General features: G+C 51.3%; 13 protein-coding genes and 1 pseudogene. 3 read left to right on the forward strand and 11 right to left on the reverse strand.

Annotation, left to right across the window (positions count from 1 at the left end; translation table 11 throughout):
• Positions 1 to 135 precede the first annotated feature (135 nt).
• From soxB to dnaB, 4 genes are all read right to left on the reverse strand, one after another.
• Positions 136 to 1,791, reverse strand: a complete 1,656-nt coding sequence (soxB, locus tag ACTNE6_RS16555; RefSeq protein WP_442497523.1) for a thiosulfohydrolase SoxB — start codon at positions 1,789 to 1,791, stop codon at positions 136 to 138.
• Between the two features lie 9 nt (positions 1,792 to 1,800).
• Positions 1,801 to 3,219: an MBL fold metallo-hydrolase RNA specificity domain-containing protein gene (locus ACTNE6_RS16560; RefSeq protein ID WP_442497524.1), complete on the reverse strand. Its 1,419-nt coding sequence runs from the start codon at positions 3,217 to 3,219 to the stop codon at positions 1,801 to 1,803.
• 208 nt (positions 3,220 to 3,427) lie between these two features.
• The gene (alr, locus tag ACTNE6_RS16565) at positions 3,428 to 4,522 is read right to left on the reverse strand and encodes an alanine racemase (RefSeq protein WP_442497525.1); all 1,095 of its coding nucleotides are present in this window, start codon (positions 4,520 to 4,522) and stop codon (positions 3,428 to 3,430) included.
• Between the two features lie 33 nt (positions 4,523 to 4,555).
• Positions 4,556 to 5,950, reverse strand: a complete 1,395-nt coding sequence (gene dnaB, locus ACTNE6_RS16570; RefSeq protein WP_331815597.1) for a replicative DNA helicase — start codon at positions 5,948 to 5,950, stop codon at positions 4,556 to 4,558.
• A gap of 435 nt (positions 5,951 to 6,385) precedes the next feature.
• Here dnaB and ACTNE6_RS16575 point away from each other — a divergent pair, with 435 nt between their 5' ends.
• Both ACTNE6_RS16575 and ACTNE6_RS16580 read left to right on the forward strand, forming a co-directional pair.
• Positions 6,386 to 8,353: a Clp1/GlmU family protein gene (locus ACTNE6_RS16575; protein WP_442497526.1), complete on the forward strand. Its 1,968-nt coding sequence runs from the start codon at positions 6,386 to 6,388 to the stop codon at positions 8,351 to 8,353.
• A gap of 186 nt (positions 8,354 to 8,539) precedes the next feature.
• The gene (locus tag ACTNE6_RS16580; protein WP_442497527.1) at positions 8,540 to 9,055 is read left to right on the forward strand and encodes a DUF2452 domain-containing protein; all 516 of its coding nucleotides are present in this window, start codon (positions 8,540 to 8,542) and stop codon (positions 9,053 to 9,055) included.
• A gap of 47 nt (positions 9,056 to 9,102) precedes the next feature.
• On the opposite strand, the gene ACTNE6_RS16585 is transcribed toward ACTNE6_RS16580, so the two are convergent.
• The 4 genes from ACTNE6_RS16585 to ACTNE6_RS16600 all read right to left on the reverse strand — a co-directional run bounded on the left by ACTNE6_RS16585 (position 9,103) and on the right by ACTNE6_RS16600 (position 13,551).
• Complete coding sequence (locus ACTNE6_RS16585) at positions 9,103 to 9,645, reverse strand: DinB family protein (protein ID WP_442497528.1); 543 nt, start codon at positions 9,643 to 9,645, stop codon at positions 9,103 to 9,105.
• A 78-nt stretch (positions 9,646 to 9,723) separates the two neighbouring features.
• Positions 9,724 to 10,263 carry a hypothetical protein gene (locus tag ACTNE6_RS16590; RefSeq protein WP_442497529.1) on the reverse strand — a complete coding sequence of 180 codons (540 nt, stop codon included), beginning with the start codon at positions 10,261 to 10,263 and terminating at the stop codon, positions 9,724 to 9,726.
• 113 nt (positions 10,264 to 10,376) lie between these two features.
• The gene (locus ACTNE6_RS16595; protein WP_442497530.1) at positions 10,377 to 11,387 is read right to left on the reverse strand and encodes a glycosyltransferase family 4 protein; all 1,011 of its coding nucleotides are present in this window, start codon (positions 11,385 to 11,387) and stop codon (positions 10,377 to 10,379) included.
• A 436-nt stretch (positions 11,388 to 11,823) separates the two neighbouring features.
• On the reverse strand, positions 11,824 to 13,551 hold the full coding sequence (locus ACTNE6_RS16600; protein WP_442497531.1) for a di-heme-cytochrome C peroxidase: 1,728 nt from the start codon (positions 13,549 to 13,551) through the stop codon (positions 11,824 to 11,826).
• Between the two features lie 484 nt (positions 13,552 to 14,035).
• Here ACTNE6_RS16600 and ACTNE6_RS16605 point away from each other — a divergent pair, with 484 nt between their 5' ends.
• Positions 14,036 to 14,209, forward strand: a complete 174-nt coding sequence (locus ACTNE6_RS16605; RefSeq protein ID WP_194970021.1) for a hypothetical protein — start codon at positions 14,036 to 14,038, stop codon at positions 14,207 to 14,209.
• Positions 14,210 to 14,323: 114 nt separating this feature from the next.
• On the opposite strand, the gene ACTNE6_RS16610 is transcribed toward ACTNE6_RS16605, so the two are convergent.
• From ACTNE6_RS16610 to ACTNE6_RS16620, 3 genes and pseudogenes are all read right to left on the reverse strand, one after another.
• Entirely contained in the window at positions 14,324 to 14,740 is a 417-nt protein-coding gene (locus tag ACTNE6_RS16610) for a hypothetical protein (RefSeq protein WP_442497532.1), read from the reverse strand.
• A 420-nt stretch (positions 14,741 to 15,160) separates the two neighbouring features.
• Positions 15,161 to 17,650, reverse strand: a pseudogene (locus tag ACTNE6_RS16615) (S8 family peptidase).
• Positions 17,651 to 17,662: 12 nt separating this feature from the next.
• The gene (locus ACTNE6_RS16620) at positions 17,663 to 18,643 is read right to left on the reverse strand and encodes an AAA family ATPase (RefSeq protein WP_442497533.1); all 981 of its coding nucleotides are present in this window, start codon (positions 18,641 to 18,643) and stop codon (positions 17,663 to 17,665) included.
• Positions 18,644 to 18,711: the final 68 nt, after the last annotated feature.

The following is an 18,711-nucleotide window of genomic DNA, read 5'->3' on the forward strand; positions in this document are numbered from 1 at the left end:
TTGCGACATCTTGAGAGAGCTGAGCCCCGGCCCGAACGTTTCAATGATCAGCAATGATTGTAGTCTTGTGTCGATAGGAGTACTTTGTTTGATCATTTATGCTGAGTGTTTAAAACAAGGTTGGCCTTTCCTTAATCAAACCCCGACCGTCTTTCTATCTAGCAAATAGTCAGCAACCACATCCCAGACCGGCCTTCCTACATCAGTCTGCCCTACGCTGGCCCAGCCGGCGACCTTGTATGATTTATCCGCCGCATAAGCCTCTCCGTTAGCCAGACGCATGCGGCTAATTCGCCGGCCGAATTCCGCTTCGGGATCGCAGGCAAAGGTCATGCCGCCTACCCTGACCATATCGCCGCCCTGCTGATAATAAGGGTCCTTATTGAACAAATTGTCGGCGACATCTTCCAGAATCGCTTTCAACTCCCGCCCCGCCAGGGTTCTGACATAGGTTTCAGGATAAGTAATCGCGGTCTGGTTCATGACATCCTCGAAAGTGATGGTCTGCCCAGGCAGCAACGTTGCGCCCCAGCGGAAACCCGGTGACAGGGCGATCTGCGCGTCATTGACGGCAAGCAGGGCATCCAGAATCAGCTGGTCGAATGTGCCGCGAAACGTGTCGCGCCGATAAAGCAGCTCATCAGAGACCGCCAGCGGCCGCTGTAATTGCGCCAAATAAGGCCGCCTGATAGTGTCAATCAGCGCCTGCATGTCCTTGTCCGGTGCCAGCAGATTCGAGAATACCGGCAACAGGCGGTAACGCAGATCCCTGAGCCGGCCGGACTGAATATCCAAATCCAGCACAGCCAGAAATTTGCCGTGGCTGCCGGCATTTGTAACCCAGGTTGTCCCGCCGGCATTCCTGACCGGTATGGGCTTTAGCAGCCCATCATGGGTATGACCGCCGAGAATCACATCAAGACCTGACATGCGCGATGCCAGTTTCAGGTCGACCGGCGTGCCGTTGTGGGACAGCAGCACGACCACGTCGGCCTCCTTGGCGGCCTTGATCTGATTGATGGTCTGCTGCAGCTTTTGCTCCTGAATGCCGAACTGCCAGTCCGGCGTAAACCGCTTTGGATTGGCAATCGGCGTATAGGGGAAAGCCTGTCCGATAACGGCAACCCTGCCCTGTCTGAAGGCTTTGATGACATACGGTTTGAATACGGCATCGGTTTCGGCATCGCCAGCAAACTGCGCTTCTTCGGTCAGGGCGATATTCTGCGCGATGAATTCGCCCCGGAACCGGGCAATATTGTCCAATACCTGCCGGCTGCCGTATGTAAACTCCCAATGCCCCGTCATGATATCGACGCCGAGCAGATTCGAGGCTTCGATCATATCCTGTCCTTTGGTCCATAAAGCCGTGGCCGAGCCCTGCCAGCTGTCGCCGCCATCCAGCAGCAAGGTATTTTCAGGGCCGCGCGCCTGCCGGATCTGTTTGATTAATGTCGCCAGATGCGCAAAGCCGCCCATTTTTCCGTACACAGCAGCCATTTCAGCGAAATCCAGATGCGTGAAGGCATAAGCTTCGGCGCTGCCGGGCTTGATGCCGTAAAAATCGAGAAATTGCCGGCCGGTCAAATGCGGCTGCTTGTTCCTGTTTTCGCCGACGCCGATATTGACCGCAGGCTCTCTGAAATAGACCGGCAACAGCTGGGCATGGCAATCGGTAAAGTGCAGCAGTGTCGCATTGCCGAACTCGGGCAGATCATACAGATCGGCAGGCCGGCCAGTGCAACCCGACAGCCCAAGCAGAGCCAGGCATTGAAGGAAATGACGGCGATTCATGCCTGCATATTAAGGAATAATGACCCGACAGTCAGGCACTTTCTGCTGCAGCAAACGCTGCAAGGTTTGCTTGGCCTCTGGTTCGCCATGCACGAGCCTGATTTCCTGCGGCTTTTTGCGCATGCGCGTGACGAAACGGACCAGCGAATCCTGATCCGCATGCGCGGAGTAGCCGTCTAGCGTATAAACGCCGGCATTGATCTTATAACTATGACCATCCAGCTCGACCTGACCGTGCGCCGGTCCGTTTTGCTGAATCGTTCTGCCGAGCGTGCCCTCGGCCTGAAAGCCGGCGAGCAGAATGTCCGTTCGCGGGTCTTCGATCAGGGCTTTCAGATAATTGAGCATGCGTCCGCCGCTGCACATGCCGCTAGCTGCCAGCACGATGCATGGATTGGCCGTGCGTTTTAAATATGAAAGCGCATTCAGATGATCCTGATGGCTGTTGATGGTCGTTAATTGTTCAAACGACAACGGATGACGGCCGGCGTCGATCCTGGCGCGGGCCTCTGCATCCCAGAAGGCTTTCAGCTTTCTATAGGCCTGCGTGAATTTGTTGGCCAGCGGCGAATCGACAATGATTTCGATCTCGCCCCAGGCCAATCCTTTCGCCACGGGCTCATTCCGGCTGTGATAAATGATGTCTTCAAGCTCATACAGCAACTCCTGTGTGCGTTCGATGCTGAAGGACGGTATCAGGATCACTCCGCTGTTTTTCAGGCTGCGCTTGATGTGCTGCTTCAGCAGGGCTTTCCGTTGGCGGCGATTGACGTGTTTTCTGTCTCCATAGGTGCTTTCCAGAATCAGCACGTCGGCCTGATAAGGCGACTTCGGCGCCGCCAGTAAAGGCGTGTAGGGGCCTCCCAGGTCGCCGGAAAAGACAACGCGCTGTCTGGCGGAAGGCGTTTCGGCATCGCATTCGATATAAGCCGAGCCCAGAATATGCCCGGCCGGCTTGAATCTGACCCGGAGACCGACGCTGCCGTCTCCCGCTAACAGAATCGTCTGCCAGCCGCCATAAGGCACGGCAACGATCCGGGCCTTCAGCACGTCCAGAAACTGACGCACCAGCTCTTTATCAAGCGCCAAACCGACTTCCACGGCATCTTTCAGCACCAGGGGCAATAACTCGGCCGTCAATTCGGAGCAATAAATCGGCCCTTGAAAACCCGCCGCCATCAGATAGGGAATCCGCCCGACATGATCGACATGGCAATGCGTGACCAGCAACGCCCGCACGGACGCAATCGGATAGTCAATGGCCAGGCGGTTGTAATTGGCACCGCCCGGCGAGGCTTCCAAGCCCTGGAATAAGCCGCAGTCGATCAGCACGGAATTGGCCCGGTCGATCTGCAACTCATGGCAGGAGCCCGTCACGCCGGTAACGGCGCCATGATGCAGGATTAACGGATAGGATGAGTAATTCATGCCGACTTTCGCGACCTTGATATTAAGAAGCGATATTATGAAGGAATCAATTTTTCGGCGATATAGCGAACTTCTCCAATCCAGCCAAGCTGCAGCTTGACGCAACCTCAATGTCAAAACCTAAAATCGCCCGGCCGCATGATGCGCGTGTAGGGTCAAATTCACTTGTGCCCTTTAGTGTATTCGACCCGAAGCTGAGCAGCACCAGCTATTTTTTATGGTCCGGCGCGCCCTCGATAATCTGTACGCGCGGCGTAATGCCGCACACCAGCGTATAAGGAATGGTATCGGCGCATCGGGCGATTTCCTCAACAGCCAATCCCTCGCCCCACAGGGTCACTGGATCGCCGGGTTTTGCGTCCGGCTGAGTGGACAGATCGACGGTAATCATATCCATGGATACCCGGCCGATCAGCGGCACGCGCTTGCCGTTGACCAACACCGGCGTTCCGGGTTTGGCATAGCGGGGATAGCCGTCGCCGTAACCGATAGCCACCACACCCAGCGTCGTGTTCCTCTTGCACATCCAATTGCCGCCATAACCGACGGTTTCGCCTTCCAGAACCGGCTTGACCGCGATCAACCGCGAGTGCAGGCTCATGACCGCCTTGAGCCCCAATTCCTGCCCCGTGCTGTCGGGAAACGGCGAAATACCATAGAGCATGACGCCCGGCCGCACCCAGTCGGCCAATGACTCTCGCCAGCCCAAGATGCCGGCCGAGTTGGCGATGCTGCGCTGGCCGGGCAAGGATGCCACGGTCTCATTGAACAGACGGATCTGTTTCAGCGTTTTATCGTCATTTTTATCGTCGGCGCTGGCCAGATGCGTCACTAAATTGACCGGGTGCCGGAGAATGGCGCAACGCTGCAAGCGCTCGTAGACAGCAATAATATCCTTGGCTTTAAAACCCAGCCGGTTCATGCCGGTGTCGATTTTCAGCCAGGCTATCAGGGCTTCCTGCTCTTTCCGGTTTTCGAGGATGTCGAGCTGATAAAGGGAATGCAGCAGCGGTTCCAGCCGGTACTCCAGCAGATCATCCACCTCTGAGGCGCGGGTAAAGCCTTCCAGAACGGCGATCCTGTTGCTGAATCCGGCCTTGCGCAGGCGAATGCCTTCGTCGACGCGCGCCACGGCAAAAGCATCGGCGCTTTGCAGAGCTTCAGCGATTCGCAGCACGCCGTGACCATAACCGTTGGCCTTGACGACCGCCATGACCTTGGCGCCGGGCGCGCAGCTGCGCACTTTCGCCAGATTATGCTGAAACGCATCCAAATCAAGTACCGCATAGGCTGCTGCTGTCATTCATACCCTCCCGGGTACAAGTTATCTATAGGGTTATTCATAATCGTCATCGCCATAGGGATTGCCGGCGAAATTTTCAAAACGCGTATATTGCCCGAGGAAGGTCAATCTGACCGTGCCGATAGGTCCGTTACGCTGCTTGCCGATAATGATCTCGGCGATGCCTTTGTCCGGGCTGTCCGGGTTGTAGACTTCATCGCGGTATACGAACACGATCAAGTCGGCGTCCTGCTCGATACCGCCTGATTCACGCAAATCCGACATCACCGGCCGCTTGTTCGGGCGCTGTTCCAGGTTACGGTTGAGCTGGGACAGGGCGATGACCGGCACTTCCAGTTCCTTGGCCAGGGCCTTGAGCCCTCGGGAGATATCGGAAATCTGCTGCACGCGGTTGTCGCCGCTGGCGGGCGATTGCATGAGCTGCAAATAGTCGATCACGATCAGGCCCAGCGGACCATGCTCGCGTACGAGTCGTCTGGCCCGGGAGCGGACTTCGGTCGGCGTCAGGGCCGGCGTATCGTCGATGAACAGTTTGGTTTCGGCCAGCAGATTGATCGCGGAAGTCAGGCGCGGCCATTCGTCGTCATCGAGCTTGCCGGTTCTGACCTTGTGCTGGTCGATGCGGCCCAGGGACGACATCATACGCATGGCCAATGAATCGCCGGGCATTTCCATACTGAACACGGCCACCGGCTTGTCGCCCTTGATGGCGATGTTCTCGGCCATGTTCATGGCGATCGTGGTCTTGCCCATCGACGGCCGACCAGCCACAATGATCAGATCGGACGACTGCAGGCCCGACGTCATCTCATCGAAATCGGCAAAGCCGGTGCTGGCGCCGGTGATGTTGCCTTCCTGTTCGAACAGCGTTTCAATCTTGTCGACGGCTGTCGCCAGCAAGGTCTTGATCGACTGAAAGCCGCCCTGCCCGCGCTGCTTTTGTTCTGCGATTTCGAAGACCTGGCGCTCGGCGTTTTCGAGCAGCTCGGCCGTATCGCGGCCTTCAGGGTTAAACGCCGAATCGGAAATATTGGTGCCTACATGGATCAGCTGCCGCAATACCGAGCGGTCTCTGACAATGTTGGCATAAGCGACGATATTGGCGGCGCTGGGCGTGTCCCTGGCCAGCATGCCCAGATAGGCCAAACCGCCGGCGTTCTCCAGTTCGCCTATGGCATCCAGCGCTTCGGACAGTGTGATGACATCGAAAGGAATCTGTTTTTCGGCCAGTTGCGCGATGGCCTTGAAAATCAGCCGGTGATCTTTCCTGTAAAAATCAGTCTCTACTATTTTATCCGCGACTGAATCCCAGGTTTGATTATCCAGCATCAATCCGCCCAGCACCGACTGCTCGGCCTGGATGGAATTGGGCGGGACTTTCAGGGCATCCAGGGCGTAATCACGGTCATAAGAATAATTTTCTGGCATAATCCACAGCGCTAAAAATGTTAATCAAAGGTGCTTACTCAAGGACAGGCAGGTCTGGTAACTTCAGACCATGCGCGGAAAAAATAAAGAATAGCCAAAATAACGATAAGGTAGCGAGAGGGCTGATTGCCCGTGATAGCCTGTGCCATATCATTGAATTTCGACATTTCCTTCTTTGAAGAAAGGGATATTATAGACCAGTTTGGCCTCATGCACTTACCGAATTATTTGCCGGAAACACTCTGCCTTCTTTGTTTATCACCGGTCTTCAAGCCCATCCGTCAGCAAAATACGCAGAGTTTAAGGCTTGCCGCTTAAAATAGTTTTAATCGGTTGGGGCGCTACATGAAAGTCGGCGATGCCAAGGTTGCCGTTAGAACGGACGGCAGCCTCCACTGTCAATAGCTCCAAACCGATCCCGCACAGGTAATCGCCATGCCCCATTCATTGCCGTTATTGCCCTATCAACCTTCAGAGCTCGCCGACCGGCTATTGGCTGGCGGACAGCGGATTTTGCTGTGCGGAGAAACCGGCATCGGCAAATCCACACTGACCGCCGAACTGGCGCGCATCATCGTCTCTCATGGCCTGACCTGCTCCTGCATTACTGCCGATCCCGGATCGCCCGGCTTCGGCCTGCCCGGCACCGTGTCTCTGGGACAATGGCAGGAGGCCGGCTGGCGCGTGCTGGCTTTTGAAGCCCTGTGCACGCTCGATGCGGGCCGTTTCCGCCTGCCGCTGATAACGGCCGTAAACAGGCTGACCAATCAAGCGCCGCCCGGTTTGCTGCTGATCGATGCGCCGGGCGTGATCCGGGGCATTGCCGGCTCGGAGCTGCTGACCGGCATGGTCGAATTATTGAACATCGATACCGTACTGATGCTGGGGCGGCAGTCCAAGCAGGTGCCGTTGCTGAACGAACTGCTGGCGCTGCCGGTTTGCGTCATGGCGGTTCATGCCCATCCCGAAGCCCGCCGGCCCGGCAAAAAGGCCCGGACCCGAAACAGAACCAGGACATGGCGGGCCTATCTCGACACCTCGCATGAAAAAACGTTAAACCTGTCTTACATCCGGCTGATCGGCGCTCCGCCGCCCGTTGACGTGCCCGATGCCTGGCCGGGCCGCCAATGCGCCTTCATCGATGCCGACCGTACCGTGGCCATCGGCGAGATCGTCGCCCTGCAGAGCGGGAAGCTAAATGTCCGACTGCCTGCAGCCTCGGCGACAACCGATGTGTTGCTGGTGCGCGATGCACGTACTGAAAAAAGCGGCCTGCTCGGCAGCGCCGAACCGTTTTCATCCAGTGCGCTGCAATACCTGCCACCAACCGATGCCCTGCCTTATCCGACAACCAACTACAGCGGCGGCCCACGCCCGGTAGCCAAGCTGAACGGTGCGTACGCCGCCTTGGTCAATGGCGTCTTCGACGATCCGCTGCTGCATCTGCGGTTGCGCCAACAACAACGGAGCCTGCTGTTCGACCTGGGCGATTCGGGCAGGCTGCCGGCCCGAATCGCCCATCAAATCAGCGATGTGTTCATCAGCCATGCCCATATCGACCATATCGGCGGCTTCCTCTGGCTGTTGCGCTCCCGCGTCGGTGACTTTCCTGCCTGCCGGCTGTTCGGTCCGCCCGGCTTGATCGGCCACATTCAGGGACTGATCAGCGGATTTCTCTGGGATAGGATCGGGATGACCGGACCGGCTTTCGAAATCGCCGAGGTGCATGGCGATCAGTTGAAGCAGGCACGCATTCAGGCCGGTTTTCAAGACCGTGAAGATTTGCCGGAAATCCGCGTCACTGACGGCCTGCTCGTCGACGATCCGCTGTTCAGCGTCCGCACAATCACGCTCGATCACGGCACGCCGGTGCAGGCCTATGCCTTTGAGAGCAAAGCAAAACTCAATGTGGATCAGGATGCTCTGAAAGCTCATGGTCTGAGCGCCGGCCCCTGGCTTAACCGGCTCAAGCAATGCCTGGCCGAAGGCGATAAAGAGGCGCAGATCCTATTGCCCGACCATACCAGCCGGAAGGCGGCAGAACTCGGCGCCCGGCTCGTGACCGTCACGCCCGGCGAAAAACTGGTCTATGCGACCGATCTGGCCGACACGGAAGCTAATCGAAGCGCCCTGACCGCCTTGGCCCGCAATGCCGACATCTTGTTCTGCGAATCCACTTTCCTCGAAGCCGACCGCGAACAGGCGCGCAGGACTGGCCATCTGACAACAAAGGCCTGCGGCCGGATCGCAACCGCCGCCGATGTCAGACAACTGGTGCCGTTCCATTTTTCCAGGCGTTACGAGACCAATCCCGAAACGGTTTACCAGGAACTGACCGACGCTTGCTCCCGCGTCGTCATGCCGCCGAGGGACAGCCTGCAGGACATCCGCAAACAAGCTTGAAATGTCGTTACGGCAATCATTAAAAACCACGAAGAACACGAAGGCCGCGAAGTTATCTATTTTTTCTTCGTGATCTTCGTGGTAAAAAACCTTACTCAACATCACTGAATGACTGCTTTATAACCTATGACTGCCAAATCTCCGAACCCTCAGGGCAAAGGGCTCGTTCCGACTCTGGAAAGCCTGATGCAGATCCAAAAAGGACTGACCGTACCTGCCAAGGACATCCTGCAGATAGCCAATGAACTGTTCACCTCGCTTTTCGTGCTGAACAGCCGGATCAAATTCAAACCGGTTGTCGGCCGGACTTACTGGCTATACCGGAAGGATGGGATGTATGGGCTTTCTCTGATCGCGCCTGAAGAGTGGTCGCCTTCAAAATACGGTCAGTTTATCGGCGCCTGCAAATTGCAAACGGATCTGACCTGGACGCTGGAATTATCGGAGCAATGCCGGGGCGACCGGCAGCTCATGGTGGAAATCACGCAGCAGCGGGAGCACTTCGATCAAAAACTGAAAACGGCTGAATACATTGACGACATACTGCCTGTTTACATAGCGGCCTTGCCCTTCTATTCGCGCGTACTGGCTTCGGCGCTGGCCTATTCCCTGGGGCAATCCATGCAAAAAGGCGAAATTAGCGGACTGAGTTTTAATCAGGCGCGAAGGAAGATGTTGCCAGCCCAAACACAATCGCCCTAAATGATTGCCGGCTTTTTTAATGATTAATCCAGGAATTCGTAAATAAATTATGCCACGGTTTCATTGGGAATGAGAGCGAGCAAATCCGTGACGCCGACATCGACACCGGCTTGCGAGAGAAGAGTCGTTGCCTGGCCGCGATGGTGGGTCTGATGGTTGAAGAAATGCATGACAAGGCTGAAAAAGTTCTTCTGCGCGGGTATGCCTTTCATATTTGAATAACTCAGGACGTAGCCCAGATCGTGTTCGGCAATCGAATGCGCCCATTCCATGATGGTCTGATCAAGCAACTTCCGGTGTTTTGAAAGGCTTTGAATGTCTGTAAAGAGCATCTGATCAAGGCTTACTGGGGTTGGCAGATCTCGTATCATATCGAGTGCTGCATAGTTGGCAGGATGGGCGGCGAAACGCTTCAGCCAAATGGTGTCTGCAACGACCAAATGGTTAAGTGTTCCGAGAATGGAGCCGAAGAATGCGTTTCTATTGGCATTAAGCGCTTCGATGGGCAGGTTTATGGCAGCCTCATACAGTCTGGCATTCATCCATTCGTTGTACTCCGCCATCAGGCAGATAGAGTTGGTACGGCTCACAGAGATTCTCCTAAAGGAAATAATATTCGACATTAAGCCGAACCGCAAAGCAGTATCGGCTTGAATGACTTGGCTGTGCTACCACTTCATAAAAGGCGGCGGACTTAGCGGGTGCTCGGAGAACCAGTCTGTTGCCCCTTGCATGAGAAATTTATGAAATCCACTGTTCGGTATGGCTTTCTTGACCTGCCTGATATAGCGCCTCGGAAGTCCGAATGTGAAGAAGCCAAGTGAGAAATCAACGAGATCGCCCTTTCGGAACAGCTCAACCAGGGGATAACGCTCATCGCCATAAGTGCGTACTTTATGGTGAAATTCGACCATTAAGCCAATTTCATCAGACCAGGCCTGAAGCCCTGCATTGGATAGATACTGTTTTGCCTGAGCGACCGATGGCGAGATATAGTCCATCGTATGGTCTGACCAGATTCCGATATCATGGAAGCATGCCGCGATAGCCAGTTTTGATTTTTCTTCTTCTGTGCAGGAATGAAGCGCCAAGCAGAAATTGAATACGCGGTATACATGCCCTCTATAGCCGAGGTAGTCATCTCCAATCCTGCTCTTCCACTCCGAGAGAATCTCCTCAATGAGAAGGTGTTTTGTCTCTATGCTCATGCAAATTCCTTTTAAATAATATTTTTAAAATTTCCGCGTATCTTCTCTGCTTTTGGCATGAAAAGCAACGCAGCAATGATGTTAGTCCAATTCGCCAACATTCATTATTCGGACTAGTCCGAAACCGGGACAAGATTATTAAAAAATTGCTCGGTGCAATTAGCCCAGGAATAGTTCAAGGCATAATTTCGACAGTCTTGCGCATCTAATTGCAAAGCCTCAGCAATGGCCTTTTTTAAATCATGATCAAGCCTCCCTACCTTATCGCTGGTAATCACATCCATAGGCCCTCTTACCGGAAAAGCCGCAACAGGGATGCCGCTGGCTAACGCCTCCAGCATAACAATGCCGAAAGTATCGGTGAGGCTAGGGAAAACAAATACATCCGCGGCCGCCATATAGCTGGCCAAGTATTCGCCAGTTTGAAACCCGACAAAAACCGCTTCGGGAAATCTGGCTTTGAGCTCTTTCAGCAGCGGCCCATCCCCCACCACAATTTTTGTTCCTGAAAGATCAGCGGATAAAAAAGCATCGATGTTCTTTTCAACAGCGACTCTTCCGACAAACATCGATATGGGGCGAGACAGTGATAAGAAAGCTTTATTCCTTGGGTAATAAAGATCGGTATCCACGCCGCGAGACCAACGGACCATGCTATTTTTGAATCCCCTGGCAATCAGATCCGATTCTACGGAGGGCGAAGCCACCATGATCTTTCTTGCCGGCGCATGAAACCAGCGCAGAAAGCCGTAACCCCACGATACAGGGATTTTAAAGCGCAAATTGACGTATTCTGCAAATAAGGTATGAAACGATGTGGTAAACGCCAGATTCCGGCTAAGGCAATATCGCCTCGCCGCGATTCCCAATGGCCCTTCCGTGGCAATATGGATGCGTTGAGGTTTGAATTCATCCAGCTGGCTTTTCAATTTTTTATAACAGCCAAGCGCCAACCGGATGGAAGGATAAGTCGGACAGGGAACTGTCTTGAATTGATCCGGGGTAATGAGCTTGATCCGATGTCCCGATCGCTCCAAGGTTGCGCAGGTGTTTGAGATGGTCGTCACAACGCCATTTATTTGTGGATGCCATGCATCGCTGATAAACGCAATTCTCAATGTCATAAAGTTCCCGGATGTTATCTGCCGATAGCTGCCAACCGTGCAAGTCCTTAATCTAAAACCATAGGTTTCTAGTCAAAAACGTAAGTTGCAAAATTTCAATGCTATAGCGTGAATATGACCGTTTAATGAAAATCGTGCCGGTAAAAAGCTTTTTGTGCTGGAACAAAGAGATGTCCTGATCTCGCGTGGTTGTTTGAAGGCAAGATTTGCCGAATGCACAAAAAGCACGGCCTCGATCCTCCCTGATTTTTCCGGAAAACATGGCTCATGCGGACCGGCCTGAGTGCAATGGCATGAAAAAGGCTATGAACAATGTCCTTACCGTGCTGGCTCTTTTTGGACCGGGCGCACTGCGACTCGGTACAAGGCACCTGCGCCAATGACAACACCAGTGACATGCAGGCCCGACGGTACCTGCATGTCGCTCCCTGAGGTGCTATAAAGTCTTCAGAAACTCGATCAGATCCCAGCGCTCGTCATCGGTAAGATCGGTTCCATAATAATGCCCCGCGTTCAGATTGCCGGGCAGGCTCGCATCGAATTTGAAGGCATGCTGGCCCGGTTTCGAACGAAAACCGACTGCTTGCGGATCAAACTCGTGGCTTCCTACATAGAACATTTTCCGACGTTCACTAGGCGGCAACAGCAATTGGTACAGATTCGGCACCGAGCCGTTATGGAGATACGGTGCGGTTGCCCAGATGCCACCCAGCGGGCGGGCGCGATAGGCAAGCAGATTTTTCGGCTTATACGGAGGCAAGCCCTGCGCCTTGAGCCGGTAGCCGATCAGCTCAGCTTTTTCCGCGGGGCTGAACGGCGGATAGGCATCGGCGATGCCGTTGGATACGGCCATGCCGACCAGTGTCGACAATAACACCGGCGCTGGAAGCTCCGTTGCCCCGGTGAAAGGCGCCGGCAGTAACGGCGCCAGACTGCCGGTGTTCGCTTTGCGGGTGGCAAAGTTTAGCGACGTTGCCGGATCGGTGCCGATCTCATCGAGCGGGGTCATTTGCGTTTCGATAAAGCTGACGCCGAATAAGTTCTCGTCCGCCGGCGTCATCGGATAGAGCCCGTTCGCATCCGGTAATGAATGACAGGCCTCGCAGCTAGGCTCGCCGCCGCGCGATGTCGAATACAACACGCGCCCGCGGGCGGCCTTTTCGCTATCGATCGGGCCCAGCGCCAATACCGGCCATTTAGGCGATGTCAGGCTGCCTACCCGTTTCTCGAGATCAAACAGCTCTCTCTGCCTTGCCGTGCTTTTGCCCAGCCCGTCAAGCGGACCGGTCAGATTGACGTGCCCGAATACGCCCAGCACCTCCCCGACATTGCGGCCAAACGGATTATTGGCCGATCCGTTCCATTGAACCCAGTCCAGCCGCGGCGAGGTCCACAGGAATGGATAACTGACCGGCGCATCGGGTACGCGGACATTGTCCGGCTGTTGCAGATCGCGGCCAAAGACTTCGTTCATGATGATGCCGAACGCATCGACGCGGCCATAACCGTATGGATGCGTGGGCGTGCTGCGCGCGTCGTACTGCCCCAGCCAGGTCAGTTGGTCGGATACTCGCGCCTGCAATGCAGCCTTGGCAGCGTCTGTGGGATCGGTCAATATAGCCTGGGCGAAACGATCGAATTTCTCCGGCTGTTCCAGTGTCACACGCAACGCTTGGATCAGGCTCTTCAAAAACATAGTGAAATCGCCCAGCGTCGGCGCGCCATCGATGCGGATAGTCTGGCCCCGATAACGGATTTCGCCGGTATGACAGGCGGCGCAAGTCATGCCGACCCAATCCTCGCCATTGTCTACCGGTTCCCTGGCGAATCCGATCGGCAATCCATCTGGATTGCTGGGCGTATAGGGCTCGTCATCGGCAAGATAACCGAACTGCTCGATGTATTTTGGGTTGATGAACAGCTCGTCTTTATCGGGCTGTTCCAGCGCCAGAAACCACTCATAGGGCAGAAGGTAAGATCCTTGCGGCGTGAAATAGAAACTGCGCCGTTCTTCGTCATTCCAGTTTTGATTCAGGTAAAAGGGGGCATTCAGGTTATGGTTGTCCTTACCTGCATCATCCACCGCGGCAATCGAAACTCCGGCTTGGCCTAAGCCGGACAGCAATGCGGCGAAAAGGCCGATTTTAAAATTATGAAATTGCATGTTTGATCCTCGATCATGTGAAATCTGTCAAGAGCCATACGAAGCATGGCGGACAAACGAGTCCAGAATCTGAAGCAGAAATGCTTGGAGGATGGAAAATAAAAAATTCAGTTGTCCGTTACGCCCAGCGGCGGCCGATTATGGGCACCCGATGACACAGTGTCAATAAATGATGACTATAAGCATGAGCAATGGCTGACAGCGACGATGGGGACAGTCACTCCATCTCGGCCATCAAAATATTTTTACAGTTCTGCATTTCAGCCTGATCTCAGATGCTCAGCAATCACTCCAGCGTTATTTCGAGAGTTGAAACTGGCTCATTCTGGCCGATAGCGGCTAATCGAAACCTTAAATAACCAGGACTTACGCAAGCCTGTTTGAAATTTAGAATGATCAATTCTGCTCTTTGCCCTTATCTCAAAAGCGATTTGGCAGTAAGATTAGCGCCCTGATACTACACCGGGTGTTGATACGAAGAAACATGAGGAAACGCAAGAAAAATACAAATCAAACCGATCTATTCGAGTTGGTGGCGCATCTGGAACAGTTGGAACAAATAAGTTCGGAACTCAAGATGGTCGAATCGCTGGGACAGCAGGAATTGAGCACAATCGTTGAAAAACAGATTGACTGGGTGGAGTTGGAAGAAAATTGAACATAGATGCGAGGCTCAGCTAGATACTGAAGCAATGCACTTGCGGCAAGGTCATAATTAAGCAACAGTTTAAAAGAGGAAATATCGCTATCTCCCCTTCCTTAGTTATCCTAATTATTCAACAAGTTGTATCTCTTCTGAGTCTTGTGCGGACTCGCAAGTGAAAGGAGTGCGATTGCAGACGATGGTAGACGCTTGCGCGGTGGCCGGACCTGGACGGAATCTGGCGCTCGATACAGCGATTTGGAATGTCTGAGGTGTACCATCGCAATCTATTGGTGTCTGATCCAAATCGCCACTTCCAATAATAACATTAGACCTAGTACGTTGAATGATTATCCCAGTTGTGCCAGCGAGGAAACTATTGGCACCTAAATCACAAGTGATCTCAACTGACATGACGGCGGCCCTCCCGACAAGACGAGCTTCATCTACCACATCGATAGTCGTCACCGCAGTCGCTAGGGTGGGAACTGATAACACAACCATACCAAGGGCTAATGCAGGGACGAAACTAATACGTTTGTTCATTGCTTTTTTCCTTTTAAGTTAAGTTGACACAAGTGAAACAAATTGTCCCCTCCATGAGATAGAAAGGCATAAAACGAAGCGTTTTACACCAATATCCTGAAACTCAGGCAATCCAAGACATCGTCTCTCTTCTCGTTACCATTAACTAACTACCAAAATAAGCGGCTTCTAGCGGAGCGCTAGTGTAAAGGGCGGCTTGACTTGATGCGATATTTATTTATTGATATTGAGCCAAGCTGGATTTCTTATGTAGGCGGCCATTGTATATAGTTCTGGTCGGATTTCTATAAGTAGGAATACTGATAAATTAGAGTTTGAGCAGGATATATATCAGTAGTAAACCTACCGCACCAACATCGCAACCTTCCTGCCTCTAATATCAAAAGTAGGAACGATATATGGTAATTTTATAATTATTATTTAAGTTGTAATTAAATTTACCGTTTCGATTTGATGTGTAATTTCTGTATATAAATCTACGTCAACTTCAGGCACTGCAATAGACACAATCAATGCATATCGAGCTTTTTTATCCCATCTTTGCAGTTTAGTTCGTGTACGCCACCACCCCATTGCCGGATAAATAGCTATTTGTCCACGTTCGGCAAGCTCAACTGCTGTACCTTTCCATACATCTTTATGAATTGAACCTCTGTGCCGAAAGTCACCTAATAGCCAGTTTGGGTCACTTGGTGCTCTGCTCGTTCCTTCTTCCTCATCATGAGCATGCCGACTAAGTCGACGTTGAAAATCTGTGACAGATTCTCTGGGGCGCTTCACATCAAACCGTAGCTGATGACTGGGATAGCTGTACTTACCCGTAACGTTTCGGCTTGAGGGGTTGGGCTCAATAAAATACGACAATGTGACCGTCATTTCGACTTCAACTTCACCAAGCTCCAGTAAACTATCTTTTGGCCATGGTAACTCATGCAAGTGCATATCCCGAGTGCTTGGCGACTTACCATTTTCTTTCTGATAAGGCTGGAGCTCGTCTTCAACGATCAACGCGAGTGAATTATTCGTGCTCCACAACGCTCTTTCCAATTTAGGAATACCAAATCCGACACAACGAACCAGATGCTGAGCTTTCTGTCTATCCGTAGAACCATTATTAAACTGTTGCTTCATAGCATCGCTCCACTCCGCGGAATGGACTATCAATGCTCTGACAGTCTCTGGCCATAATGCTGTATAATGTGCGTAGATTTCTGCTGCAAATTTAGCTGCTAGAGCGGTAGCTGCACTAGTAGCTTCAAAAGTAGAGAAATGCCGTTCAATTGCGCGATAATGTGTTGTTAATAATTTTAAACTAGCAAATCCGGCACAACTGTATTGATCTATACCAACATTACCTCCTTCAAATACAACCTCTGGCTTTATTGGCATTTTTTTATTCCATAAAACAGAAGTGGTACTGTAGGGTGATAGACCTCCAAAAGGAGCTAGAGGATTATAAACACCTCCTGTAACTTCTGTAATAAGAGCTTTATGTGTATATGCTCCGACAGTAAGCGCATTCCAAGCTTGTGCTGGATCATGAATATCTTGAAGTTCATTATAAGCAGGGTATTATCCCATTAGAGCAGTCAGATCTTGGCCTGTATTCCCTGCACATACGGTAATAAGCCTTCGATTTTGATTTTCACCTAAATAATCTACGGCTAAGCTGTCAACAGTACTTGACCATGCTGAAGGTTTCCCTCGGTCTCTTCCATCAATGGAGGACAAAGCCATTGCAAAAACTCGTGTACGAGCGTAATTTGCTATCTCGGGAAGAGAAATGCCATCAGCAGTAATTATTCCATGATGTTTTCCTTCGTTATCACCTGAATATCGAAGAAGTTTGACCGATTCAATTCTGTGATTAATTTGAACTTGTTCCGAACTGCTTAGCGACTCAGCCAAATCCCCCCATATAGCTAGCCCTGCCATTCCAGTACCGTGACCGTCATCATCTGTGGGGAGCCACTCGGAATCAACTGAAAATTGATCTTGCTCGGTGATAAAGGGTTTTATAAGAGGGTGACCAATATTAATTCCCGTATCAAGAATACACACATAGGGCGTATTGTCGTCCTGAACATATAATCGCATAAGCAGATTTTCAGTCCAGGCTTGTTGCTCTTCAGGAGGTAACTCATCAAAAAATGCCGCAGTCTCCTTGGCTCTTCGCAACTCGGACACTTTGCTCAACAATAAAACGCTACTAGAAAAACTCCGTCTCGATCCCTTAGCAAGCAAAACTGAGCGTTCCGGGAATTCGAGTATTTGATCAGAGACTTGAATATTTGCACTTTTAGCGAGCAATTTGAAATCATGAATTACCGCTTGCCTATCATCCAAAACCGGCAACCAGATTTCCCACCAAAATGTCTCATTAATATCTTTTGGAAGCTGGTCGCTATCATCAGTCCACAGAGCATCCAATGCCGCAACCTTAAATGTCTGAATGGCATCAATCAACTTTTGATTATCTATCGGTCTACCATTTATATCTTTTTTATGCTCGAGGTAAGCCTGAAGCTTTTTATCTATCGTTGCTAATTTGCCCTGTGGTACAAAAATCGTGGCACATACTTGGTTTCCTGTATAACGAACGTTTAGTAGTTCAATACCTTGCTGAGCGTCGGCAAGGCTTTCAACGGCCATCTCTACGCCTGGAAAACTCTCAAATGCTACCTGGATGCCAAGACTTGATTCTAGATCGTAATTTTCAGCTAATTCGCTAATATCACTTTGTGCTTGAGTGAGTTGATCTAATTGAGATTTAAGCTGATTACCATGTTGTTGGCGATTTTGCGCAGGCACATTTCTATTTACTACTACAGTACCAGGATAGGTATATTTCGCTGATTTAGCATTTTGGCCAAGAAAGATATGAGGCTTAACCTCCTTATTTTTTGACATTTAATATCCTTATTACTTAACCAGATGATGATTAATGTTTCTTCGATCAGCAATTGCTTTATCTAATATAGAAAGTGTTATTTTATCGTATTTATGTATCAATAAGTCTTTAATAGCGTCTTCCGAAGCAAGTGTAATTTCTGCACTACTAAGCCCTTGCGCTCTCTCTGGAAGTTTTTTCCATGGAAAGTTTTTTGCAACGTATGGCTTCAATTTGTTACGGAACAAAGTAACTATCTCATTCTCTCCGGGAAGCTCATAACGTATGACATCATCGAAACGCCGAAATAAGGCATGATCAAGCATCTCAACGTGATTCGTTGCGCATACAATTACACTACTAGAATCATCTTGTTCGATCATTTGCAAGAAGCTATTGAGAATTCGACGAGCTTCTCCAACATCATTAGACGCTGATCTTTGCGATCCCAAAGCATCAAATTCATCAAAGAAATAGATGCCTCTCACATCCCGTATAGCATCGAAAACTTGACGCAATTTAGCAGCTGACTCCCCCATAAATTTTGTAATGAGAGCATCAAGCCTTACTTGAAAAAGTGGATAATTAAGTTCTCCTGCCAGAATAGAAGCAGTGTAGGTTTTACCGGCTCCAGGTGGACCTACAAGTAAAAGCCGTCTACGAGGTGATAGACCATGATTCCTGAGCATCATCATGTGTCGTTGTTCATTTATCAGTCTCTCTAGCTGTTGTTTAAGGTTATCTGGAGCAATTAGATCGGACAATCGGAGTTTGGGATAACTTGTAGCAAGTAAACCACTGCTATCTTTGATACTCTTCGCGATTGAAATAGGAATATTCTGCTTGCCAGCCTTTTTTGCACGTTCAATTATATCGCGCAGTTCTTGGGCAATCCGTCCATGACCGCTTCGAGCTTCGTGGGCAGCAACCTGCAAGGCGATAGATAGGAATCTATCATCGTCCTTTTCAATATATGATTGCAATAATGCTTTTATTTGCTCTGAGCTAGCCATGATATTTCTTCTAACTGATGTACCTCTTGTTGAATAAAATCCCTCTCTGCCAAGAATACTATTTTTTA

It is taken from the genome of Methylobacter sp. sgz302048 (assembly GCF_052162025.1).
Taxonomy (GTDB): domain Bacteria; phylum Pseudomonadota; class Gammaproteobacteria; order Methylococcales; family Methylomonadaceae; genus Methylobacter.